Origin of the sequence: Sphingobium sp. SYK-6 (assembly GCF_000283515.1) — a bacterium.
Classification (GTDB): domain Bacteria; phylum Pseudomonadota; class Alphaproteobacteria; order Sphingomonadales; family Sphingomonadaceae; genus Sphingobium; species Sphingobium lignivorans.
This window is the reverse complement of the sequence record NC_015976.1, coordinates 1,285,882-1,307,270: the sequence shown is the minus strand read 5'-3', so window position 1 is coordinate 1,307,270 and position 21,389 is coordinate 1,285,882. Positions and strand designations below refer to the sequence as shown.

Annotated in this window: 17 protein-coding genes; 9 read left to right on the top strand and 8 right to left on the bottom strand. The window is 67.2% G+C overall.

Going from position 1 to position 21,389, the window contains the following annotated elements; translation table 11 throughout:
• Positions 1-65 precede the first annotated feature (65 nt).
• The 4 genes from SLG_RS05885 to SLG_RS05870 all read left to right on the top strand — a co-directional run bounded on the left by SLG_RS05885 (position 66) and on the right by SLG_RS05870 (position 5,200).
• Entirely contained in the window at positions 66-404 is a 339-nt protein-coding gene (locus tag SLG_RS05885) for a P-II family nitrogen regulator (protein ID WP_014075530.1), read from the top strand.
• A gap of 47 nt (positions 405-451) precedes the next feature.
• A complete protein-coding gene (gene glnA, locus SLG_RS05880; protein ID WP_014075529.1) occupies positions 452-1,864 on the top strand; it encodes a type I glutamate--ammonia ligase in 1,413 nt (470 codons plus the stop codon).
• 303 nt (positions 1,865-2,167) lie between these two features.
• Positions 2,168-3,595, top strand: coding sequence for an aldehyde dehydrogenase family protein (locus SLG_RS05875; protein ID WP_014075528.1), 1,428 nt, complete (start codon positions 2,168-2,170; stop codon positions 3,593-3,595).
• A gap of 198 nt (positions 3,596-3,793) precedes the next feature.
• Positions 3,794-5,200, top strand: coding sequence for an MATE family efflux transporter (locus SLG_RS05870; protein ID WP_014075527.1), 1,407 nt, complete (start codon positions 3,794-3,796; stop codon positions 5,198-5,200).
• Here SLG_RS05870 and SLG_RS05865 read toward each other — a convergent pair.
• From SLG_RS05865 to SLG_RS05850, 4 genes are all read right to left on the bottom strand, one after another.
• Positions 5,194-9,393: a translocation/assembly module TamB domain-containing protein gene (locus tag SLG_RS05865; RefSeq protein ID WP_014075526.1), complete on the bottom strand. Its 4,200-nt coding sequence runs from the start codon at positions 9,391-9,393 to the stop codon at positions 5,194-5,196. The genes SLG_RS05870 and SLG_RS05865 overlap by 7 nt on opposite strands.
• Positions 9,393-11,414, bottom strand: coding sequence for an autotransporter assembly complex protein TamA (locus tag SLG_RS05860; RefSeq protein WP_231848784.1), 2,022 nt, complete (start codon positions 11,412-11,414; stop codon positions 9,393-9,395). Before SLG_RS05860 ends, SLG_RS05865 begins: the two co-directional genes overlap by 1 nt.
• A gap of 179 nt (positions 11,415-11,593) precedes the next feature.
• Positions 11,594-12,073 (bottom strand): DUF1465 family protein, encoded by a 480-nt coding sequence (locus SLG_RS05855; RefSeq protein WP_014075524.1) that lies wholly within the window; start codon positions 12,071-12,073, stop codon positions 11,594-11,596.
• A gap of 173 nt (positions 12,074-12,246) precedes the next feature.
• Positions 12,247-12,486, bottom strand: a complete 240-nt coding sequence (locus SLG_RS05850; RefSeq protein ID WP_014075523.1) for a YdcH family protein — start codon at positions 12,484-12,486, stop codon at positions 12,247-12,249.
• A 226-nt stretch (positions 12,487-12,712) separates the two neighbouring features.
• On the opposite strand from SLG_RS05850, the gene SLG_RS05845 reads away from it, so the two are divergent.
• Positions 12,713-12,874 (top strand): YdcH family protein, encoded by a 162-nt coding sequence (locus SLG_RS05845; RefSeq protein WP_070098767.1) that lies wholly within the window; start codon positions 12,713-12,715, stop codon positions 12,872-12,874.
• Between the two features lie 353 nt (positions 12,875-13,227).
• On the opposite strand, the gene sdhA is transcribed toward SLG_RS05845, so the two are convergent.
• Genes sdhA through sdhC form a run of 3 tightly spaced genes read right to left on the bottom strand, consistent with a single transcriptional unit; the run spans position 13,228 to position 15,868 of the window.
• A complete protein-coding gene (gene sdhA, locus SLG_RS05840; protein WP_014075521.1) occupies positions 13,228-15,045 on the bottom strand; it encodes a succinate dehydrogenase flavoprotein subunit in 1,818 nt (605 codons plus the stop codon).
• Complete coding sequence (sdhD, locus tag SLG_RS05835) at positions 15,045-15,434, bottom strand: succinate dehydrogenase, hydrophobic membrane anchor protein (protein WP_014075520.1); 390 nt, start codon at positions 15,432-15,434, stop codon at positions 15,045-15,047. Before sdhD ends, sdhA begins: the two co-directional genes overlap by 1 nt.
• The gene (gene sdhC, locus SLG_RS05830) at positions 15,434-15,868 is read right to left on the bottom strand and encodes a succinate dehydrogenase, cytochrome b556 subunit (protein ID WP_014075519.1); all 435 of its coding nucleotides are present in this window, start codon (positions 15,866-15,868) and stop codon (positions 15,434-15,436) included. The genes sdhD and sdhC overlap by 1 nt, the downstream gene beginning before the upstream one ends.
• Positions 15,869-16,061: 193 nt before the next feature.
• Here sdhC and SLG_RS05825 point away from each other — a divergent pair, with 193 nt between their 5' ends.
• Together SLG_RS05825 and SLG_RS05820 are read left to right on the top strand one after the other, a co-directional pair.
• Entirely contained in the window at positions 16,062-17,414 is a 1,353-nt protein-coding gene (locus tag SLG_RS05825) for a methyl-accepting chemotaxis protein (protein WP_014075518.1), read from the top strand.
• A gap of 111 nt (positions 17,415-17,525) precedes the next feature.
• Positions 17,526-18,542: a 50S ribosomal protein L11 methyltransferase gene (locus SLG_RS05820; RefSeq protein WP_014075517.1), complete on the top strand. Its 1,017-nt coding sequence runs from the start codon at positions 17,526-17,528 to the stop codon at positions 18,540-18,542.
• A gap of 34 nt (positions 18,543-18,576) precedes the next feature.
• On the opposite strand, the gene phhA is transcribed toward SLG_RS05820, so the two are convergent.
• The gene (gene phhA / locus SLG_RS05815) at positions 18,577-19,449 is read right to left on the bottom strand and encodes a phenylalanine 4-monooxygenase (protein ID WP_014075516.1); all 873 of its coding nucleotides are present in this window, start codon (positions 19,447-19,449) and stop codon (positions 18,577-18,579) included.
• Positions 19,450-19,553: 104 nt separating this feature from the next.
• On the opposite strand from phhA, the gene SLG_RS05810 reads away from it, so the two are divergent.
• Together SLG_RS05810 and SLG_RS05805 are read left to right on the top strand one after the other, a co-directional pair.
• On the top strand, positions 19,554-20,405 hold the full coding sequence (locus tag SLG_RS05810; protein WP_014075515.1) for a dienelactone hydrolase family protein: 852 nt from the start codon (positions 19,554-19,556) through the stop codon (positions 20,403-20,405).
• Between the two features lie 389 nt (positions 20,406-20,794).
• Positions 20,795-21,361, top strand: a complete 567-nt coding sequence (locus tag SLG_RS05805) for a helix-turn-helix domain-containing protein (protein WP_014075513.1) — start codon at positions 20,795-20,797, stop codon at positions 21,359-21,361.
• Positions 21,362-21,389: the final 28 nt, after the last annotated feature.

The following is a 21,389-nucleotide window of genomic DNA, read 5'->3' as shown; positions in this document are numbered from 1 at the left end:
GATCGAAGGCGGCGGAACGGGTTTTCCCGCCGCGCTTCACGCGAAGCATAAGGGGTGCGTTGGACATGAAGAAGGTCGAAGCGATCATCAAGCCGTTCAAGCTCGATGATGTGAAGGAAGCGCTGCACGAGGTCGGTGTTTCCGGAATCACCGTGACCGAGGCCAAGGGCTTCGGCCGGCAGAAGGGCCATACGGAGCTGTATCGCGGCGCCGAATATGTCGTCGATTTTCTTCCCAAGGTGAAGCTCGAGGTCGTCGTCGAGGACGGGATCGTGGACCGCGTGGTCGAGGCGATCTCCGGCGCGGCGCGCACCGGGCGCATCGGGGACGGCAAGATCTTCGTCATGCCCGTCGAGAAGGCCGTGCGCATCCGCACCGGCGAGCTCGACGAAGCCGCCATCTGATTTTCCGACACAGCCGCAACACTCACGACAAGAGAAGGACCGTCGCCATGGCCAACACGCCCAAAGACATTCTCAAGATGATCGAGGAGAAGGAGATCGAGTGGGTCGATCTGCGCTTCACCGATCCGAAGGGCAAGTGGCAGCACTTGACCATGTGCTCCGGCGTCCTCGGCGAGGATGAGCTGGAAGAAGGCCTGATGTTCGACGGCAGCTCCATCGAGGGCTGGAAAGCGATCAACGAGTCGGACATGATCCTCAAGCCCGACCTCGACGCCGTCTATGTCGATCCGTTCAGCGCGACGCCGATGCTGATCCTGTTCTGCAACATCGTCGAGCCCTCCACCGGCGAGCTCTACGGCCGCGACCCGCGCTCGACCGCCGTGCGCGCCGAGGCGTATGTGAAGGCCGCCGGTTTCGGCGACACCGTCTATGTCGGCCCGGAAGCCGAGTTCTTCATGTTCGACGATGTCCGCTTCAACAACGACTACAACGAGTCCTACTACAAGATCGACGATGTCGAGCTGCCGACCAACACCGGCAAGGAATATGAGGGCGGCAATCTCGGCCACCGTCCGCGCGCAAAGGGCGGCTACTTCCCCGTCGCGCCGGTCGATCCCTGCACGGACATCCGCGCCGAGATGGTCACCACCATGCTGGAAATGGGACTCCCCTGCGACAAGCACCACCATGAGGTGGCCGCCGCGCAGCACGAGCTGGGCCTCACCTTCGGCACGCTGGTCCAGACTGCCGACCGCATGCAGATCTACAAATATGTCGTGATGATGGTCGCTCAGGCCTATGGCAAGACGGCGACCTTCATGCCCAAGCCGATCGCGCAGGACAATGGCTCGGGCATGCACACCCACATCTCGATCTGGGAAGGCAAGGAGCCCAAGTTCGCGGGCAACGGCTATGCCGGCCTCTCCGACATGTGCCTCTACTTCATCGGCGGCGTCATCAAGCACGCCAAGGCCCTCAACGCCTTCACCAACCCGACCACCAACAGCTACAAGCGGCTGGTGCCGGGCTTCGAGGCCCCCGTGCTGCTCGCTTATTCGGCGCGCAACCGCTCGGCTTCCTGCCGCATCCCCTACGGGTCGGGCGCCAAGTCCAAGCGCGTCGAGTTCCGCTTCCCGGACGCGATGGCCAACCCCTATCTCTGCTACGCCGCGCTGCTGATGGCCGGCCTCGACGGCATCGAGAACAAGATCCATCCCGGCGAGGCGATGGACAAGAATCTCTATGACCTGCCGCCCGAGGAACTGGCCGAAGTCCCCACCGTCTGCGGCTCGCTCCGCGAGGCACTCAACAGCCTGGAAGCCGACTACGAGTTCCTGCTGAAGGGCGACGTGTTCAGCAAGGACCAGATCGAGGCCTATATCGAGCTGAAGTGGCCCGAGGTCTATCGCTGGGAAATGGCGCCCAGCCCGGTCGAGTTCGACATGTATTACAGCGCCTGATCAGACAGGCGAGAATGCTGCATGGGGGGCTCCGGCGTTCGCGCCGGGGCCCTTTTCTTTTGGTGCGCGCCGAGTGGCAGGCCTGCCTTCGCATGGGCCCAGATCGACGGGCAGGCGCCGCCGACGGCTCCCTGTGGAGCGCAACAGTATCAGCGCGGCGTCGCGGGCCAGCGACGCATGGGATAAACCAGACAAAATCATCTTCTGTCCGCCGAGATGTCGAATTGATGGCGCTTGTCTGTTGCGATTGCCTTCCTCTCCATTATGTAGGCGAGGCATACAAAGTCATCCAGGAGCGGAACCGTGCAATATAGCTACCTCAAGCATTATATCGGCGGCCAGTGGGTCGAGAGCGAAGGCGGAACCCCGCACAAGGTCATCAATCCGGCGACCGAAGAGCCGTGCACGGAAGTCACGCTGGGCAGCAAGGCAGACGTCGACAAGGCCGTGAAGGCCGCGCGTGCCGCGTTCGAGGCGAACTACGGCATGTCCAAGGACGACCGCATCGCCATGCTCGGCCGTATCGTCGCTGAATATCAGAAGCGCGTGCCGGACATCGCCCGCGCGATCAGCACCGAGATGGGCTGCCCGATCTCGACTTCCTCCACCGCGCAGGCCGGTTCCGGCCTTGGCCATCTGGGCTCGACCATCGAGGCGCTCAAGGGCTTCGAGGAGCAGGAATCCACCGGCAAGAACAGGGTCATCTTCGAGCCGATCGGCGTCGTGGCGCTCATCACGCCGTGGAACTGGCCGATGAACCAGATCGTCGCCAAGGTGGCGCCCGCGCTCGCCGCCGGCAACGCCGTGATCCTCAAGCCCTCCGAAGAGACGCCGGCCAGCGCCGCCATCTTTGCCGAGGTGCTGGATGCCGCGGGCGTGCCCGCCGGCCTGTTCAACCTCGTCCAGGGCGACGGCCCGACCGTCGGCCAGGCCCTTGCCGAACATCCCGACGTGGACATGGTGAGCTTCACGGGCTCCACGCGCGCCGGCATCATGGTGGCCAAGGCCGCGGCGGATACGGTGAAGCGCGTCCACCAGGAACTGGGCGGCAAATCGCCCTTCATCGTGCTGCCGGGCACACCGCTCGATCTCGCGCTGCCCGCCGGCGCAGGCGGCGTGCTGCTCAACTCCGGCCAGAGCTGCGTCGCGCCGACGCGCTGGCTGGTGCACGAGAGCCAGTATGACGAAGCGGTGGCCAAGCTGGCGGACCTGTTCGGCGAGAAGCCGGTGGGCGATCCGCTGAGCGAAGGCCCGCATATCGGCCCGGTGGTCAACAAGAGCCAGTATGAGAAGATCGAAGGCCTCATCCAGAAAGGCATCGACGAAGGCGCCACGGTCGCGACGGGCGGCCTCGGCAAGCCGGAAGGCCACGAGAAGGGCTATTATGTGAAGCCCACCGTGCTCGCCAACGTGACCAACGACATGACGCCCGCGCGCGAGGAAATCTTCGGCCCGGTCATCGTCGTCATCAAGTACAAGGATGTCGACGAGGCCGTGAAGATCGCCAACGACACGCCTTATGGCCTGGGCGCCTATATCGCGGGCAACCCGGCGGAAGCCTCGAAGATCGTGCCCCGCATCCGCGCGGGCAGCGTGTTCGTCAATTCCGGCGGGCTGGACTTCAACTCGCCCTTCGGCGGCTACAAGCAGTCCGGCAATGGTCGCGAGTTCGGCAAGTTCGGCCTCGAGGAATTCATGGAAAAGAAGGCGGTCATCGGCGAACTCGCCTGATCGCCCTGCGCAGCGGATCATGAGACGGAGAGGCTCCGGCGCAGGCCGGGGCCTTTTCCATGCCGGGATAACATGACGCGACCCGGGCGATCCGGAAAGCGCAGGACGGCGCGGCGGTTGACAAAGTCCGGCAGGGCCGTGAGGGCGGAATGGCCGTCCCGCCATCCGATCGGGCGCGCAGGGGGGAGAGACGCGGCCATGGCGAGAGCGACGGGGGCGAGAGCGGGGGCTGAAGCGAGAGCCGGCATCACGATGACCGAGGGCCCCCTGCCCCGCATCCTGCTGCGCGTCGCGCTGCCGATCACCATCACCAATCTCGCCCAGGCCAGCTTCGATATCGTCAATGCCGTCTGGGTGGGCCGGCTCGGCGAGGCCGCCATCGCGGCGATCACCGCCGGCGGACCGCTCTTCTTCGTGCTGATCTCGCTCGGCTCGGGCCTCTCCACCGCCGGGGCCGTGCTGATCGCGCAGATTGCGGGCGCAAAGCGGTTCGACCGGCTCGACCATGTCGCCGCGCAGACGCTGCTGATGGTGGGACTGATGGCGCTCGCCTTCACGCTGGCCGGTGCCGCCACCGTCGGACCACTGCTCAGGCTCATCGGCGTGGAGCCGGCGATCCACGATCTCGCCGCGGATTATCTCGCGATCCGCTATGTCGGCATGGTGCCGATGTTCGGCTTCATGGCGCTGCAAGCCATGCTGCAGGCAGTGGGCGAAGTGCGCTTCGCCATGCGGGTGCAGATTGGCAGCGTCATCGCCAATGCCCTGCTCGATCCACTGCTGATCTTCGGAGTCGGCCCGTTCCCGGAGATGGGGGTGCCCGGTGCCGCGCTGGCGACCGTGATTGCCCAGATCGGCGCGTTGCTCGTGCTGCTGCATCACCTGCTTTCCGGGCGCTCATCACTGCATTTGCGCGGCCACCATTTCCAGCCGGACCCCGCCCATATCCGCCTCGCCCTCAGCCTGGGCCTGCCTGCCTCCATCGAGCAGGCGATCCGCACCTTCAGTTCGCTGCTGCTCATGGCGCTGGCCGCCAGCTTCGGTACGCTGGGGCTCGCGGCCTATGGCGTGGGCTCGCGGCCGCTCCATTTCTGGTTCACGCCGATGATCGGCCTGTCGATCGCCACGGCGGCAGTCGTCGGCCAGAATATCGGCGCCGGCCTCACCGCGCGGGCAGAGGAAGCCGCCCGCCTCTCCGCCTGGCTGGGCTTTGCGGGCATGACGCTCGTCGGCCTCGCGCACCTGCCGTTCGTCCCGGCCATGATGACGGCGCTGGCACCGGGCGAACCGGACGTGATCGCAAGCGCCTCCACCTTCGCTTATATCTATTTCCCGTTCCTCGGCGTGCTCACCGTGCCGCAGGCGCTGCTCGGCGCCTTTCGCGGCGCGGGCAGCCCCAGCCATTCCATGCTGATCTCGATCGTCATGCAGTGGATGTTCCAGATGCCGGCAGCCTATCTCATCGCCTTCGGCACGGACTGGGGTATCCTCGGCATCTGGTGGAGCTACCCCATTGCCAATGCCGCCGCGGCGCTGCTCTGCCTCTACTGGTTCCGCCACGGAAGCTGGCGCCACCGGCTCACCCCGCCCCGCCCCGCTCAATAATCCTTGGAGACGCGTGCGCTGACGCTTTGGCGGCCGATGGTCGAGACGCTGGAGAGCAGGGATAGCCAGCGGGTGATCTGATATTCGATGCGGGTGGCGCTGTAGCCCTGGCCGTCGCTGATGAGCTCCACATAGAGATCGCGGCCGATATTCTTGCCCGCCGCGATGGACGTGCCCTGCCCGGTGGTGGTGTCGGCGGGGAGGATGCGCAGGCGCGAGAGGCCGGTCGCGCGGCGCACGGCATTGATGGGATCGAGCCCCCCGCCCTCTCCCTGGAACGCCGCGACGGCGGACGCGAGCTGCAGCGCCTCGGGCGCGGAAAGATTGGTGATCGAGGTGCCGAACAGCAGCCGCGAGAGCAGCTCGTCCTGCGTCATGGCGGGCGTGCTGGAGAATGTGATGATCGGCCGCAGGCTGGAGCCGGTGACGGTGATCGTGGCGCTCAGATCCTGCACGTCCGCCGTGGCGCGGATATCGAGGGTCGGGTTGACCGGCGTGGCACCCTGGAAAGTCAGCCGCCCCTCTTCCAGATCGAAGCGCTTGCCCGCGAAATCATAGGTGCCGCGAATGAGGTTCGCCATGCCCTTGAAGGCCGGCGCAGTGACGAGCCCGCCGATGGTGAGGTCGGCCGACCATTCGCTCTGCATGCCCAGCCCCTCGACCGTCAGGCCGTTTGCGGCGCGGGCGCGCACATCGAGCCGCCAGGGCGCGATCGCGCGTGTCCGCTCGACTTCCTCGCCCGAACGGTTGAGCTCGACCAGGCGGATCTGCGGAATCTCGGCAACGGATGAGGCGCGCCCGAGCATGAAGCGGCTGGACACCACGTCGAGATCGCCGGAGATGACACCGCCATTGCCGGACGAGCGGATGCGCAGCGGCCCGGTGACGCGCGCGCCGACATCGTCCCGATTGAGGATCTCGGCACGCTCGGTCCGCAGATCGATGTCCATGCCGATGCCGCGCTCGGCGGAGATATCGAACGCCGCCGTCCCGGTGACGGAACCGCCGCCGCTCGTCCGCCCCGAGAGCTCGCCAATGGTGAGGCGCGATCCCGCAAAGGTGCCACGCGCGGCCACGCCGGTCAGCGTCATGCCGGTCACCGGGCTCTGGATACGCCCGTCCCGCGTCGTCAGCGTGCCCTCGATCTGCGGATCGGACAAAGTGCCGCCGGCATTGGCCACGAGGCGCAGCTCGCCGCCCAGCGAGACGATCTCCACATTGGTGAGGCGCCAGAGCGTGTCCGCATCGCCGCCATAACGCAGCTGCGCCCGCAGCGGCGCATGGAAGAGGCGCTGCGAGAGCGAACCCTCGCCCAGCGGCGTCACCAGCGCCTGCCCTCGCCCGACCACCTTGCCGCCCCGGGCCAGCAGCGCGCGCGCGGCGAGGCGCTGGCTGTTCAGCTCGGCATTGAGGCCGATGTCCACGGGCGCGGAGCTGAGCGCGAGACCCGAGCGGGTCAGCCCCTTCACGCGCAGGTTCAGCCGCCCGCTCGGCACACCGCCGCGCGGCCAGTCGAACGCCAGCGTGCCGTCCGCCGTGCCGCCCAGGCCCAGATCGCTGTTCGCCAGATCGAGCAGGGCCATCGGCAGACCCTGCGCGCGCGCATCGACATGCGTCGCCTCGGCGCCCATGAAGCCGGCCAGGCGCAGGCTGCCATCCTGCAGGCGGAGCGACGTGGGCGCGAGGCGCCAGCCATCCGCCTCCCGCGTGAAAACCGCCGTGCGGTCGAGCCGCAGGGGACGCTGGTCGATCGATCCCTCCAGATCGACGCCGATCCGGTCCGTCGCGATGGACGCGCGGGACTGGAGCTGGAAGAGCCGGCCATTGCGGCCGTTCAGGGAGACGGTGGCCGTGCCCTCGCCATTGACGAGATTGAGCGAACCCGCGACGCGGCCGATCGCCAGCGTGCCGATGCGCACGCCCCGGCCCTGCGCCTCCCCGGTGATGGTGACGGCGCCGGGCTTCAGCAGCATCTCCGCGCTCACATGGCCCCGGTTCACCGTGATCGCGGGCGAGCCCGTGAACCGGGCGCCCCCCAGGTCCACGTCCAGCGCGACCTTCTGGACGCTGTCCACCATGGACAGCGCGATCTTGCCTTCCGCCGGGCCCGACAGCGCCAGCGCGCCCTCGAGCCCGCCTGAGACGGGGACGAGTTCGCCGTGCACCACCACGTCGCTCACCCCGAGATTGGCAAGCATGATCCGCGCCTGTCCGTCCGGCGGCAGCAGGATGGCGCCTTCCCCCTTGAAAGCCCCGAGCATCGATCCGCCCGCCACGCTCACCGCATAGCCCTGCGCATCCGGCACGAGATGGGCCTGCACGTTCGCGAGGCGCAGCGCCGGCAGCGGCCGGGCGAGCAGCACGTCGACTTCCGGCCGGCTCGGATCGCCGGTGAGCGTCAGCTGCAGCGGACCATAGGCGCGATGCTCGCCCTCACCCGTGAAGCGGAGCATCCCGCGCCCGTCCACAGTGGCATTGCCGGCGAGCGTCAGCCCCGGCGCGGCGAGCCGCAGGCCGCGCAACGCGATTGCCCCGTCCGGCGCAATGGCGAGATTGCTGGTCAGCACCGGCAGCCCTTCGGCCAGCCCGAGCAGGAAGCCATTGTCCATCCGGCGCATCGCGGCCCGCGCCGTACCGCCGAAGCTCGCCTGCCCGCGCGGCGGACGGTCCAGCCGCAGCACGGCGGCCAGATCGAGCCGGCCAAGCCCGCGTATCTCCAGCCCCTCGAACCCGGCGCGCAGATTGGCGGCATAGCGCCCTTCGCCCAGATCGGCCGCGCCATCGAGCTGGCCAGTGAAGCCGTTCGCGCGGATCGCGGTGGGCGCCAGACGCAAGGCATTGCCGTCCCGCAGGATGCGCCCCTCCGCGACGAGATTGCGCAGCCGCTCGTCGAGCGGTTGCAGGCCCAGCGCCAGCGAGCGGGCGGTGAGGCGGATGGGAATGCTGCCTCGCGCACCGGTGAGACGCGCCTTGCCGGAGGCGCGCAGATCGAGGATCGCGGTCTTGCCGCGCCGCAGCTCGGGCGTCGTGAGCAGATAATCGAGCGCGATGTCGTCGAACGGCCCCGCCAGCCTCGCCCGCAGCAGAAGCGGCTTGCCCGTGACGCCTGCCGCCAGCCGGCCGGGCTGGTCGACCGCCGCCTCCAGCCGGAGATCGTCGAACCGGTTGCGGCCGAGATCGACCCCGCCCGCCACGCCGAGGCGAAGCGCGGCGACCTGCAGCGATGCGGTGCCCCGCGCGACCCGGCGCTCGAACGTCAGATCGGCATCCAGCAGCGCGTTGCCCTGCGGCGCAAGCGAGCGCAGGCTGGCGAGCGGACCGACCAGCGCCAGCGGCCCGCGCGCGAGATAGCGGCCGTCCTGCACGGACAGCGCCAGATTGGTGACGAGCGCGCCGCCATCCAGCGCGATGAGGCGGCCGCGCCAGCGTTCCCAGTCGCCATCGCCACGGATGGTAAGGGCAGCCGAGCGCTGCGTGCCCAGCAGACCCGTGATGATGCCGCCTCGCGGACCATAGACCACGGCATCGATGTCGAAGCGCCGGTCGTCGGGCCGGCTGTCCAGCGCGATCCGCACCACGTCCGCCGTGTCGGCCGAGGCCGCCAGCAGGTCGATCACGGCCCGCCCGGAGCGGATGTCCGCCTTGCCGATCGCGCGCAACGTCCTGCGGGTGCCGGAAATACTGGCGCCGATGCCCAGCCGGTCGATCTGCAGATCGCCCAGCCGGATGTCGAACCCGGGCAGGATGGAGCCGCGCTTCGTGGAGGGATTGAACCGCGGGAGCCGGTCAAGGTCCGCCGAGTGAATCCGCAGCCGGTCGATATCCAGCCGGTTGGAGAGCCAGCCGAACGGATACCAGTCGAGATCGGCGCGCGCCACTCGCGCGAAGCGACCCTGCGGATCATGGAAGCGCACGTCGCGCAGGACCATGGCCCCGAAGAGGCGCCCCTCGATCGCGCCGACCTCGATCCGCAGGCCCGAAGCGGGGCGCAGGCCCTCGATCTGGCGAATGAGGAAACGATGGCCCGGCGGACTGTCGATCCAGCGCATCCCGCCCCACAGGCCGAGCATCAGCGCGACCAGCGCCAGCAGCAGGGCCATGCCGAGCCAGGGCCGCTTGCGAGGCGGCGCCGGCGCGGCCGCAGTCTCCCCGGACGTCTCGGGCGGCGGGGGCTGATCGGGCTCGCCAGCCATCAGAAGGCCTGCCCCAGCGACACATAGACGCCGATCCGGGAATCGCCCGGCTGCGGATTGACGGGCGTGCCCACATCGATGCGGATCGGCCCGAAATTGCTGTAATAACGCAGGCCCACGCCAGCGCCGACGCGCAGCTCGCTGAGGCTCGGCCATGGATCGGGCGAGATCGTGCCCGCGTCCACGAACGGCACGACGCCGAACTGGTTTGCGCTGCCGAAGCGGAAGCGCGCCTCCAGCGCCAACTCGCCGAGGCTGCGTCCGCCGACCGGATCATTGTTGATGTCCCGCGGGCCGATCGCCTGATAGCCATAGCCGCGCACGGATGCGCCACCGCCGGCATAGAAGCGGCGAGTGGGTGCGATGCGCTCGGCCGAGGCGCCGACGATGGTGCCGAGCCGGACGCGCCCGGCAAGCGTCACCCGATCGTTGAAGGGAATGTAGCCGCTGCCATCGAACTGGGCACGCACATAGCTGAACACGCCGTCCTGCAGCGAGATTTCCGGGGAGATGCGTCCGCCGAGCCGGAAGCCCTCGCGCGGATCGAGCAGATCGTCGCTGCCGTCATAGATCACGCTGGTCGGCAGAGCGCCGATCACATAGGTCCTGCGCCGCTCGACCAGGGACTTGCCGTAGAAATCGCGCTCGTCGCTGATCCTCAGCTCTGCGCCGAGGGACCATGTCCAGTCCTTCTGGAAAATGATGTTGGTCTGGCGCTCAAGGCTCGCGGCGATGCCGGCCGTGACGGCCCGATAGGCCGGCTGGTTGATGTTCGCCACGCCCACCTCGGCATTGATCACCCGGTCCCGGCGGCCGAAATTGCTGCGGCGGACGGCAGCGATGATGCTCTGCTCCTGCGTGCCGATCACGCCGCGCACGGTGAGCGCGCCTTCAGGCGGGAAGAAATTGCGATGCTGCCAGCTCGCCTCGATCCGGGCGCCCTCGCCGGTGCCGTAGCCGATCTCGCCCGAGACGGTGCGTGGCCGCGCGCGCCGCATGCTGATGGCCAGATCCACCGTCTGGTCGTCCTTGCCTTCCTCCGGCGTGATCGTCACTTGCGAGACAAGGCCAGTGGCGACCAGCGCGCGATTGAGATCGGTCACGTCGCTCTGGTTGTAGGGATCACCCGGCTGGAAGCGCGCGATGACCGCGATGTGGCTCGCATCGAACGGCGCATCGTCATTCACGACGATATCGCCGAAGCGGCGGAAACTGCCGGTATTCACACCCAGGTTGAGCTGGGCGTCGCGCTGCTGGTGGTCAACGGTGAGCACGGGATCGCGCACATCGGCAAAGGGATAGCCGCCCTCGCTCAGCCCGAGGCGCAGCTTGTCGGTCTCCGCGAGGATGCGATCGGTGTCGGCCGGATCGCCGGGCTTCACCGCGAACAGGCCGCGCAGGTCCGTCCCGAGCGGGCTCGTGCCTTCCAGCCCGCTCACATTGACCTGGCTGAGCGCATATCGCTGGCCGGGATTGGCATTGAGGATGACGTCAATACGCGGGTCCGTGCCGCCGTCCAGTCCAAAGCGGAGGCGCGAGCGGCTGTCATAATAGCCGCGCGCGCGCAGCAACTCGTCGAGCAGTTCCAGATCGCTCTCGCCGCGCCGGCGGATCTGGGCGATGTTCGCGCGTTCGCCTTCCCCGCCCTTCAGAACGGACAGCTGATTGAAGCGGGAGCGGAACAGGTCGTCCGCAGCTTCATCGATGCCCTGGAGCGTGACGCCGTAGCGCAGCGGCGCGGCGGGATCGATCGTCGCCAGCGCTTCACTTTCCGGGGGCGGGCCGGCAGCGGCGGGTGGCGTGGCGTCGGGCGCCTCTCCTTCCGGCGGAAGAACGGGCAAAGGGGGCGGCTCGACGGGTTCGTCCGGCTGCTCCGCCGGCGCCCCGTCGGACGCGTCGAGATCTGGCCAGTCCAGGCCGATGTCCGGCATGGGATCGAGATCCAGATCGTCCTCGGCGGGAAGCTGCGGCGCGGCGACGCCAGGCCTCGGGGCCTGGGCATGAACCGCACCGGCGGACATCAGCACCGATATCGCCGCCAACGTCCAACCGACAGGAGAAGACTGCCAAACAAGCGACCGGCGCGACATCTGCCCTGTCTATGAGTTCGCCGCCCGACTGCAAGCGACATTCCGATCGCCTGACCGCTTTTGCGGGCTCCGTGGAGTGCCGCCCACAGGTGCCGCGCGGCGGCCCGGGCTCAGAAAGCGCGCTCGAGGCGCGTCAGCAGGTCCCGCGCCGGGCCGGTCGGCATGGGCAGCGCCCCGTCCGCGCGGCCGACAAACTGGCGCTCCAGCCGCGCGACGCGCTGGTAGAGATCTTCGCTCGCCCCGATAAGACCGGCCATTTCCTCGCTGAAGCGCGCGGTCATGCCGGCCGGCGTCGAGGCGGCCTCGCCCAGCCGGTGATGCGCATCGGTGCGCGACGACTCGGGCAATTCCCCATGGATGATCGCGCGCTGGGTGAGCAGCCAGGCGATGATGTGCATCAGGCGGGTCGTCACCTTGAGCGATTCGCAGGCGAATTCCACCCGGTCGATCTGACTGAGGACCGCCCGGTGCTCCTCCGCCCGATGATCGAAGAAGGAGCGCGCCTCGTCGGCCAGCACCATGGCCTCGACATAAAGACTGTCGATCAGCCGGCGGTCGAACTGGTGGAGCAGCGAGATCGAGTCTTTCATCCCGATTTGCTGCCACAGTCCCCGCCCCCTGTCAGGTGCGTTAACTGCAAATCAACATCCGGCAGCCCCGTACCGGCGCAATCGTCTCAGAATGGCGCAGCGCGGACGACTCAGTGCCCGTCTGGAATGCGCACCAGTGCGCATGCGGGCCGCACCTGCCCGCTCCTCTGATCTCAGGCGATGATATCCGGGATGAGGCTGTTCTCCAGCATCGTGATCTCGTCGCGCAGGCGCAGCTTGCGCTTCTTCAGCCGGGCAAGCTGCAGCTGATCGGGCTGGGCGAGCTGGCTGAGCGCGACGATGGCGCAATCCAGATCACGATGCTCGACGCGCAGCAGCTCCAGCCGCCGCTCGATTTCCTCCGCCGTCAGCACCGACTCGCGACCTCCAACCCATTCACTCCGATCGATCATCGCACTGCGACACCCGGGCCGCAATGCGCAAGCCCCGAAAGAAAAGAGCGTAGTTGCAGGATTTTATTCCACGGTGGCGCAATGGCGAGGGTGAGGAAGCCTGCCTTGCACATGCTGCCGAGCCTCTCGGGTCGATTCATCGCAAAGGGAGTCGAAAAGACAGCGACAGACCCTAAGAAAGGTGATCTACTCAATCCCCATTGTCTCAATGGCCAAGGAGGAACTGATGGATACAGGTCATGTTTCCGCACTTCATGCCAAACATGCCGGGCTCGAAGCCCGGATCCGGACGGAGACCGCGCGTCCGAAACCAGATACGCTCCTCGTAGCGATGCTCAAGAAGCAGAAACTCCAGATCAAACAGGAACTTGCCCAGGCAGGCACCTGATAGCCGGCAGAAGCCGGCGAACCCGAATTGCCGATAAAGGCTGCCTGATTATCGACAGAGGTTGAGACTCGCGAGCGCAAGGCTGGCGGGATCGAAGCTCGCGGACTGACGGTCCCGGCCGATCGGCGACGGTCTCCGGGTGGCGGGCATGTCTTGCCTGCCTCCCGACGGCTGCCGCCGGCGACCGGCCTGCCGGAAGGCGTGCCCGAGCCTGCTTGGCTCACGGCGTGCTGCTGACTGCCCGCATGGCCTGGCCACGCGGGGCAGGGTCACAGCCGATCACGCGCGGCCGATCGTCGGCATGCCGGAGAATGCGCGCTGCTGAATCCGCGCCGCCATAAGCGACGCGGCGATCAGTAGACCCGCTTCTTGGGCTTGATATACTCCACCTCGTCGGTGAGCGTATAGTCGTGCACCGGCCGCTCGCCGAGCGTGACCGTGCCGCCCTGGCCGCCCCAGCCCTCGAACCAGCCGAGGCTGTGTTTCATCCAGTTGGCGTCGTCGCGCTCCGGATAATCCTCGCGCGCATGGGCGCCGCGGCTTTCCTTGCGGTTGATGGCGCCCTGGATGGTGACGCTCGCCTGCGAGATGAGGTTGTCCAGCTCCAGCGTCTCCACAAGATCGCTGTTCCAGATGAGGGAGCGGTCGGTCACGGCGATGTCGCTCATGCTCGCATAGACCTGCCCGAGCTTCTCGACGCCCTCGGCCATGATCTCCTCGGTGCGGAACACGGCGGCATGGGCCTGCATGGTGCGCTGCATCTCGAGCCGGATCTGCGCCGTGGGCGTGCCGCCCTTGGCGTTGCGGAAATGATCGAGACGGGTAAGCGCGAATTCTTCCGACCCCTTCGCCAGCGGCTTGTGGGTGGTGCCGGGCTTGACCAGTTCGGCGATCCGCTTGCCGGTCGCGCGGCCGAAGACCACGAGGTCGATCAGCGAGTTGGAGCCGAGCCGGTTGGCGCCATGGACGGACACGCAGGCCGCCTCGCCGACGGCGAACAGGCCGGGGACGACGGTATCGGGATTGCCATCCTTCAGCGTCACCACCTCGCCATGATAATTGGTCGGGATGCCGCCCATATTGTAATGCACGGTCGGCACGACGGGCAGCGGCTGGCGCGTCAGGTCCACGCCCGCGAAGATCTTGCCCGATTCGGTGATGCCCGGCAGACGCTCGGCCAGCACCTTGGGATCGATATGATCGAGGTGCAGGTGGATGTGGTCCTTGTTGGCGCCGACGCCCCGCCCCTCGCGGATTTCCATCGCCATCGAGCGGGAGACGACGTCGCGGCTCGCCAGGTCCTTGGCGGACGGGGCATAACGCTCCATGAAGCGCTCGCCTTCCGAGTTGGTCAGATAGCCGCCCTCGCCGCGCGCGCCCTCGGTGATGAGCACGCCCGCGCCATAGATGCCGGTCGGGTGGAACTGGACGAACTCCAGGTCCTGCAGCGGAAGCCCTGCGCGCAGCACCATGCCGCCGCCGTCGCCCGTGCAGGTATGCGCGCTGGTCGCCGAGAAATAGGCACGGCCATAGCCGCCGGTCGCCAACACCACGGAATGCGCGCGGAAGCGGTGGATCATCCCGTCATCCATGCACAGGGCGATGACGCCGCGGCACTCGCCATCTTCCATGATGAGGTCGAGCGCGAAATATTCGATGAAGAAGTCCGCGTCATACTTCAGGCTCTGCTGGTAGAGCGCATGCAGCATGGCGTGGCCGGTGCGGTCCGCAGCGGCGCAGGTGCGCTGGGCCGGCGGGCCCTCGCCCATATTCTGCATCATGCCGCCGAACGGGCGCTGGTAGATCCGGCCCTCGCCGGTACGGCTGAAGGGAACGCCCGCATGTTCCAGCTCGTAGACGGCGGCAGGCGCCTCCCGGACCATATATTCGATCGCGTCCTGATCGCCGAGCCAGTCCGATCCCTTCACGGTGTCGAACATGTGCCAGGTCCAGTGGTCCGGCCCCATGTTGCCGAGCGAGGCGGCGATGCCGCCCTGCGCCGCGACGGTGTGGCTGCGGGTGGGGAAGACCTTGGTGATGCAGGCCGTCTTGAGGCCGCTCTCGGCAATGCCCATGGTGGCGCGGAGGCCCGAGCCGCCGGCGCCGACGACCACCGCGTCATAAGTGTGATCGATGATCTTGTATGCGGGCGTCGAAGCAGTTTCCGACATCAGAACGCGCCTCCGGCAAATGCGATTCGGGCAACCGAGAAGAGACCGACGGCCGCGCAGCCGATCACGAAGAAATGGAGCAGGATGAGCGTGGCGAACTTCAGGCCCTCGTCATGGACATAGTCCTCGATCAGCACCTGCAGCCCCAGCCGGATATGGTAAAAGAGATTGGCGATCATCAGCATCATCGGCAGCGCGACGATGGGCTGGGCGAGCCAGCCGGTGACCGCGGCATGATCATAGGATGGCAGCATCGCGAGGCTGACGACGAACCAGGTGACCAGCAGGGCATTGCCCACCGCCGTCACGCGCTGCGCGACCCAATGATGCGTGCCGCTGCGCGCCGATCCGAGACCGCGGACGCGGCCTACTCCCGTTCCCGTGCCCATCAGTGCGTCCTCCCCACCAGCATCCAGCCCCAGAAGGCGATGGTCGCCACGATCGCCGCCGCGACGATCAGCATCGCCCAGCGCTTGTTCGTCCGCAACTCATAGCCCGCGCCCATATCCAGCACGAGATGACGAAGGCCGGAGAAAAGATGCTGGAAGAAGGCCCAGCTCAGGCCGACCAGCAGGATCCGCGCGAGCACATTGACCACCAGGCCGAGCGTATCGGCGGCATCGGCCTGCCACATATAATATTGGAACGTCGCATAAGCCGACGGCCCGCTCGCGGCAGCGAAAAGCCACCAGCTGAGCATGAGCGCGCCAAGGACCGCCATGCCGTCGCCCGTGACGCGGTGCAGGATGGAAACCAGCATGTGCGGGCCCCATCGCCAGATCGAGAGGTGCGGTGAGAGCGGCCTTTGCCGGGATTGCGCCATGCCGAGCCATCCTGAAGCTGAAGTGAAATGTCGCGGCCCCTTTAGCGCAAAGCCGCCGCACTGCAAATGTTCGCTGTCCCTGTCGGGAAACGGGTGGAACCGCCGCGACAATAACCCGCGATTAACGAAGAGTCGCTATCCGGCGATCCGACCAAGATGGTTACCGTGTCGGGGCAGGGGATCAAGCAAAGCCATGACCGCAGTTATCAGCGATACGATTTCGATGGCGGAACGCCTTCGCGAGTTTGACCCGGAGGGGAAGCTCCCGGGCATGGCGGCCAAGATTGCGCAGGCGGTCGGCGATCGCATCGACGAGCTGGGCGACACTGCTTACGAGGCTTATCTCGCCAATGCCGTCTTCCATACTCACAGTGCCGGGGAACTCGACCTGCTTCGCCAGGGCGCCCGCGCTTTCCACCGGCATCTGCTGACGGATTTCGCCGGCGAGCGCTGGGGCGAGGAATCGCGCGCTTTCCTGATGAGCGCCATGGCGCGCGGGCTGTCCATCCGCAGCCAGATCTTCACGATCAACTGCGTGGTCGACAAGGTCCGCGAGATCCTGGGCGAGAACGTCGCCGATCGTGACGAGCGCGCCGCCCTGCTCGGGGCCATGCGGTTCATCTCGCTGGTCCAGGTGGAACTGTGCTGCGCGGCTTATGCCGATTCCATCCGCGACCAGGATCGCCTCGAGCGCGATCGCCAGCGCCAGCAATTCTCCGAGCTGCTCACCGGCCAGATCGACAAGGCCGCCGACCTGGGCGACCGGCTGCGCGACCAGGCCCGCGAAGCGTCCAGCGCCACGCGCGGCATGCTCGACAAGGCGAGCGAAGTCGCTGCCGCCGCCGAGCAATCCGCCATCGCCATGCGCGAGGCGGCGCACACCAGCTCCGGCCTGATCCGCGCCATCGAGGAAGCCCGCACCGAAGTCGACCAGGCGGCCGAAGTCGCCGCGCGCGCATCCCAGCAGGCCGGCGAGGCCGTCACCATGTCCGCCACGCTCTCCGACCATGCCCAGTCGATCGAATCGATCCTCGGCCTCATCCGCGACATTGCCGGCCAGACCAATCTGCTCGCCCTCAACGCCACCATCGAGGCGGCACGGGCAGGCGATGCGGGCCGCGGCTTCGCTGTCGTGGCGCAGGAAGTGAAGTCGCTCGCCAGCCAGACGGCACGCGCGACCGACGATATCGCGCAGAAGATCGCCGCCATCCAGAACGCCACGCGCCTCTCGGTGGAGACCAACGACCGCATCCGCGCCACGGTGCAGGACGTGCAGACCATGAGCATGCGCATCCGCACGGCCATGGACGCCCAGTCCCAGACGGTGACGATGATCACTGCCGCCGTGGACGAGACCGCGCTGGCCGCCGACTCCATGTCCTCCAACATCTCGGCCATCCGCCAGGACACCGAGATCGTGGCCTCCGAGATCGACGATCTGGAGAGCGGCTTCACCGAAGTGCGCAATCATCTGGGCGGCCTGCGCGACCGTTCGATGAACTTCGTCCTGTCGGTCGGCAGCAACGGCAGGCGCACGGCGGGCTGAGGCCTGCCGTCCGCCACGCCCCGCGCCCGGACCTCCGTCCCCCGTTTCCGCCATCCGGCCACCCGTTGACGCACGGTTCATATTCCGCGCCGGGTGCGCTAGACGGGCGGCATGAAGAAACCCGCATCGACCGGAACGACTGATCCCGCCAGCCCGGCCTGGCAAATGAGCTTCCCCTGCACGCGCGCGCTTTGCGAGCAGCTGCAGGACGAGGCGGACATGCTGTTCGCCGGCTGGCCCTCGCCACCCGCCCTCGTCGCGAGCGAGCCGGACGAGACGCGGCCCGACGACTGGCTGCTCGACATCATCTTTCCGCACAAGCCGGATGACGCGACGATCGCCACAGTGCTTGCCCGCCTGCCCGAGGGCACAGCCACGCCCTACCGGCTGGAGCCGGTGCCAGATGCCGACTGGGTGACGCAGAGCCAGGCGGGGCTGGAGCCGATTACCGCCGGCCGCTTCCATGTCCGCAATGACGGCGAGGATGCGGCGCCCCCGGGCTTCACCGACTTTCTCATCCCCGCGAGCCGCGCCTTCGGCACTGGCCAGCACGAGACGACGCGCGGCTGCCTGGACGTGCTCTCGCGCCTCGGCGAGACGGGCCATCGCTTCGGCAACATTGCCGATATCGGCACGGGGACGGGCCTGCTCGCCTTTGCCGCGCTCTCGCTCTGGCCGCGCGCGCATGTCCTCGCCTCGGACATCGATCCGGTCGCCGTCGCGGTCTCGGCCGAAAATGCGGCGCTCAACGGCGTGCCGCTCGGCGGCGGCGCGGGCGAAGTGCAGCTCGTGGCGGCGCCCGGCGTCGATCATGACCTGATCGTGGGCCTCGCGCCTTATGACCTCATCATCGCGAACATCCTTGCCGGGCCGCTGATCGAGCTGGCGCCAAGCCTCGTCGCGCAGCTGGCCGGGGGCGGCACGCTGGTGATCGCGGGCCTGCTCAAGACCCAGGCCGATCGCGTGACCGCCGCTTATCGCGCGCAGGGCATGCTGCTCATGGAGCGCGCCGACCATGGCGACTGGCCGACGCTCCGCCTGCGCAAGCGCCACCGCTTCGGCTGGCGCCGCCCGCTCCACTGGCGCCGCGAGGACTTCGGCGACGCTCCGGGCTACGGGAGCTGGTAAGCGGCACCGGCGCCGTGCCCGTGCCGCTGCCGGCTCAGGCGCCGGCGGCCTTCCCGTGCGCATAAGCCTGCGTGCCGCGCGTGAAGAGCCGGTCCTCCGGGAGCACGGCGTCCGGCGCGATGTCCGGCAGCGAGTCGAGCGCGGCATAGACCGGTGCGAAATCCGCCTCGGCCGTCGCCTTCAGCAACGCCTCGAAGCTTGGGATCACAAAATAGCTCTGCTGGTAATCGTCGATCCGGTACTCGGTGCGCATGACCCGCAGGAGATCGAAGGCGATGCGGTTCGGGCTGGGATCGTCCAGCGCGAAGATGCTCTCGCCATGGCTGGAGAGGATGCCGGCCCCGAACAGGCGCAGGCCGCCCGCTTCCTCGACCAGCCCGAACTCGACCGTGTACCAGTATAGCCGCGCCAGCTTGTGCAGCGCGCCGAAACTCAGGCTGCGCAGGCCGCCCTCGCCATAAGCCTGCATGTAATCAGCATAGACCGGATCGGCGAGCAGCGGCACATGCCCGAACACGTCATGGAAGACGTCCGGCTCCTGCAGATAATCGAGCTGGTCCGCGCGCCGGATGAATGTGCCGGACACGAAGCGGCGATGGGCGAGATGATCGAAGAACACATCGTCCGGCACCAGCCCCGGCACCGCCACGACCTGCCAGCCGGTGAGCGCCATCAGCCGATCGGACAATTCCGCGAAATCCGGGATGCCGGGCCGCGAGAGCCTGAGCACGTCCAGCCCGCGCAGATAGGCCTCGCAGGCGCGGCCGGGGAGCTGGGCGCTCTGCCGCGCGAACAGCCGGTCCCAGATCGCATGATCCTGCGCGCTGTAGGCTGACCAGTTCTGGTCGATGGTCCAGTCCTGCGCCGCGCCGGGCGGCGGTGTCTCGTGGATATGCAGGCTCTCCATGCACGCGAGTGTAGCACGGGCCGGAGCAAGGGTAAAAGCGCGGGCCGGTTGACAGCGCGCCGGGCGCAGGGGAGCATCCGCGAAAGTGACGGGAGAGAGTCGGCATGTGCGACAATGAGATCAATCAGGGGCTTGTCGAGGACTGGAGCCTCACGCGGCGCACCTTCGTCGCGCTGGCGGCGGCCACGGGCTTTTCCGGCGCGGCCTGCGCCGCCGGGCAGGTCGTCGAGGAGGACGTGACCGTCAAGACCCCGGACGGGGTGGCCGACGCCGTGCTGTTCCATCCCGCCGGCACCGGACCATGGCCCGCCGTGCTTGTCTGGCCGGATATCATGGGGCTGCGGCCGGTGTTTCGCGAGATGGGCCGCCGGCTCTCCGCGCAGGGCTATGTCGTGCTGGTGCCCAACCCCTTCTATCGCAGCGCCAAGGCCTCGGCGATCAGCGCGGACTTCAACGATCCCGCCAACCGGCAGACATTGTTCGGCTATCGCGGGGCGATGAGCGACGAGGGTGTGGACAAGGACTCGGTGGCCTATCTCGCTTTCCTCGATGCCCGGCCGCAGACGGACCGGCGCAGGAAAGCGGGCGTGCAGGGCTATTGCATGGGTGGCCCCCTCTCCTTCCGCACCGCCGCCGCCGTGCCGGACCGCATCGGCGCTGTCGCCAGCTTCCACGGCGGCGGCCTCACCACCGACAAGCCCAACAGCCCGCATTTGCTGATCCCGAAGACCAACGCCGCCTATCTCGTCGCGGTGGCGCGGAACGACGATGCGCGCGAGCCGCAATCCAAGGACATCCTCACCGCCGCCTTCGCCAAGGCCGGCAAGGAAGCCAGCGTGGAGGTCTATCCGGCAGACCATGGCTGGTGCGTGCCGGGTAGCCAGGCCTATGACGAAGCGTCCGCCGAGAAGGCCTGGGCAGCGCTGACGGCGCTCTACAAGGCGGCCTTGGTCTAGCCGGCCCACCTCCAGAAGGGACCGCTCCCCCTTCCATGGACATCCCCGCGCTGCGTCGAATGGAGACGCACGCGCGACAGAAGGCTTGTCCGATATAATGGAAAACTCTATCTGCTGACTCCTTGCGCAGCACCGGCGCGGAGGGCGGTGCGACCAAGTGCTGCCTTGATGCCGCCTTGAAGTCCCCGCCAGAGAAAGAGGCGGGGCATGAAAGCGACTTTCCCAACAAGAAGACTTTGACATATTTTCGTACGGCCGCAGAAATAATTACGAAATAATAGGCCAAAATTGGAAGAATCATCAGGGCATTACAACTGATTACATCGGCATCCATTGTCATTTTGGCAAAAATCGGCTAGCTAAATGGCAATTTGGTTTTCCGGGGCAATATGACCATCAGAGAGAAACCGCCCGCTATTGGGCCCAGACTACGCGATCTTCGCAAGGAACATGGAATGACGCTCGACACGCTTTCGGCGGCGTCGGGCGTGTCGAGATCGATGTTGTCCCAGATCGAGCGTGGCCAGGCCAATCCGACCGTGGCGACCGTGTGGCATCTTTCGCAAGCGCTCGGCGTGGAATTCGCCGATTTCGTCGGCGGGCAGAAAGTGGAGCGGCGCGGGCGCATCGAGCTGACGGCCGCCTCGTTCGTTCCCGAAATCCGCACGGAGGATGGCCTGTGCGTCATGCGGATTCTCAGCCCGGACAAGATCGTCGGCCCGGAGCTTTATCATCTGACCATCGCGCCCGGCGGCGAGCTGGTGTCGGACCCGCATACGCGTGGCTGCTGGGAACATCTCACTGTCTTCCTCGGCGAACTGACGGTGACGAGCGCGGACACGACAGCCGTCGTCGGCACCGGGTCCATCGCGCGCTATCCGGCGGATGTGCCGCACGCCGTTCGCAATCATACCGATACGGCGGCCGTGGGCCTGCTGGTTGTCACCCCGGGTTAGGGCTGGCCCGGAGATGATGGCTCCGCCG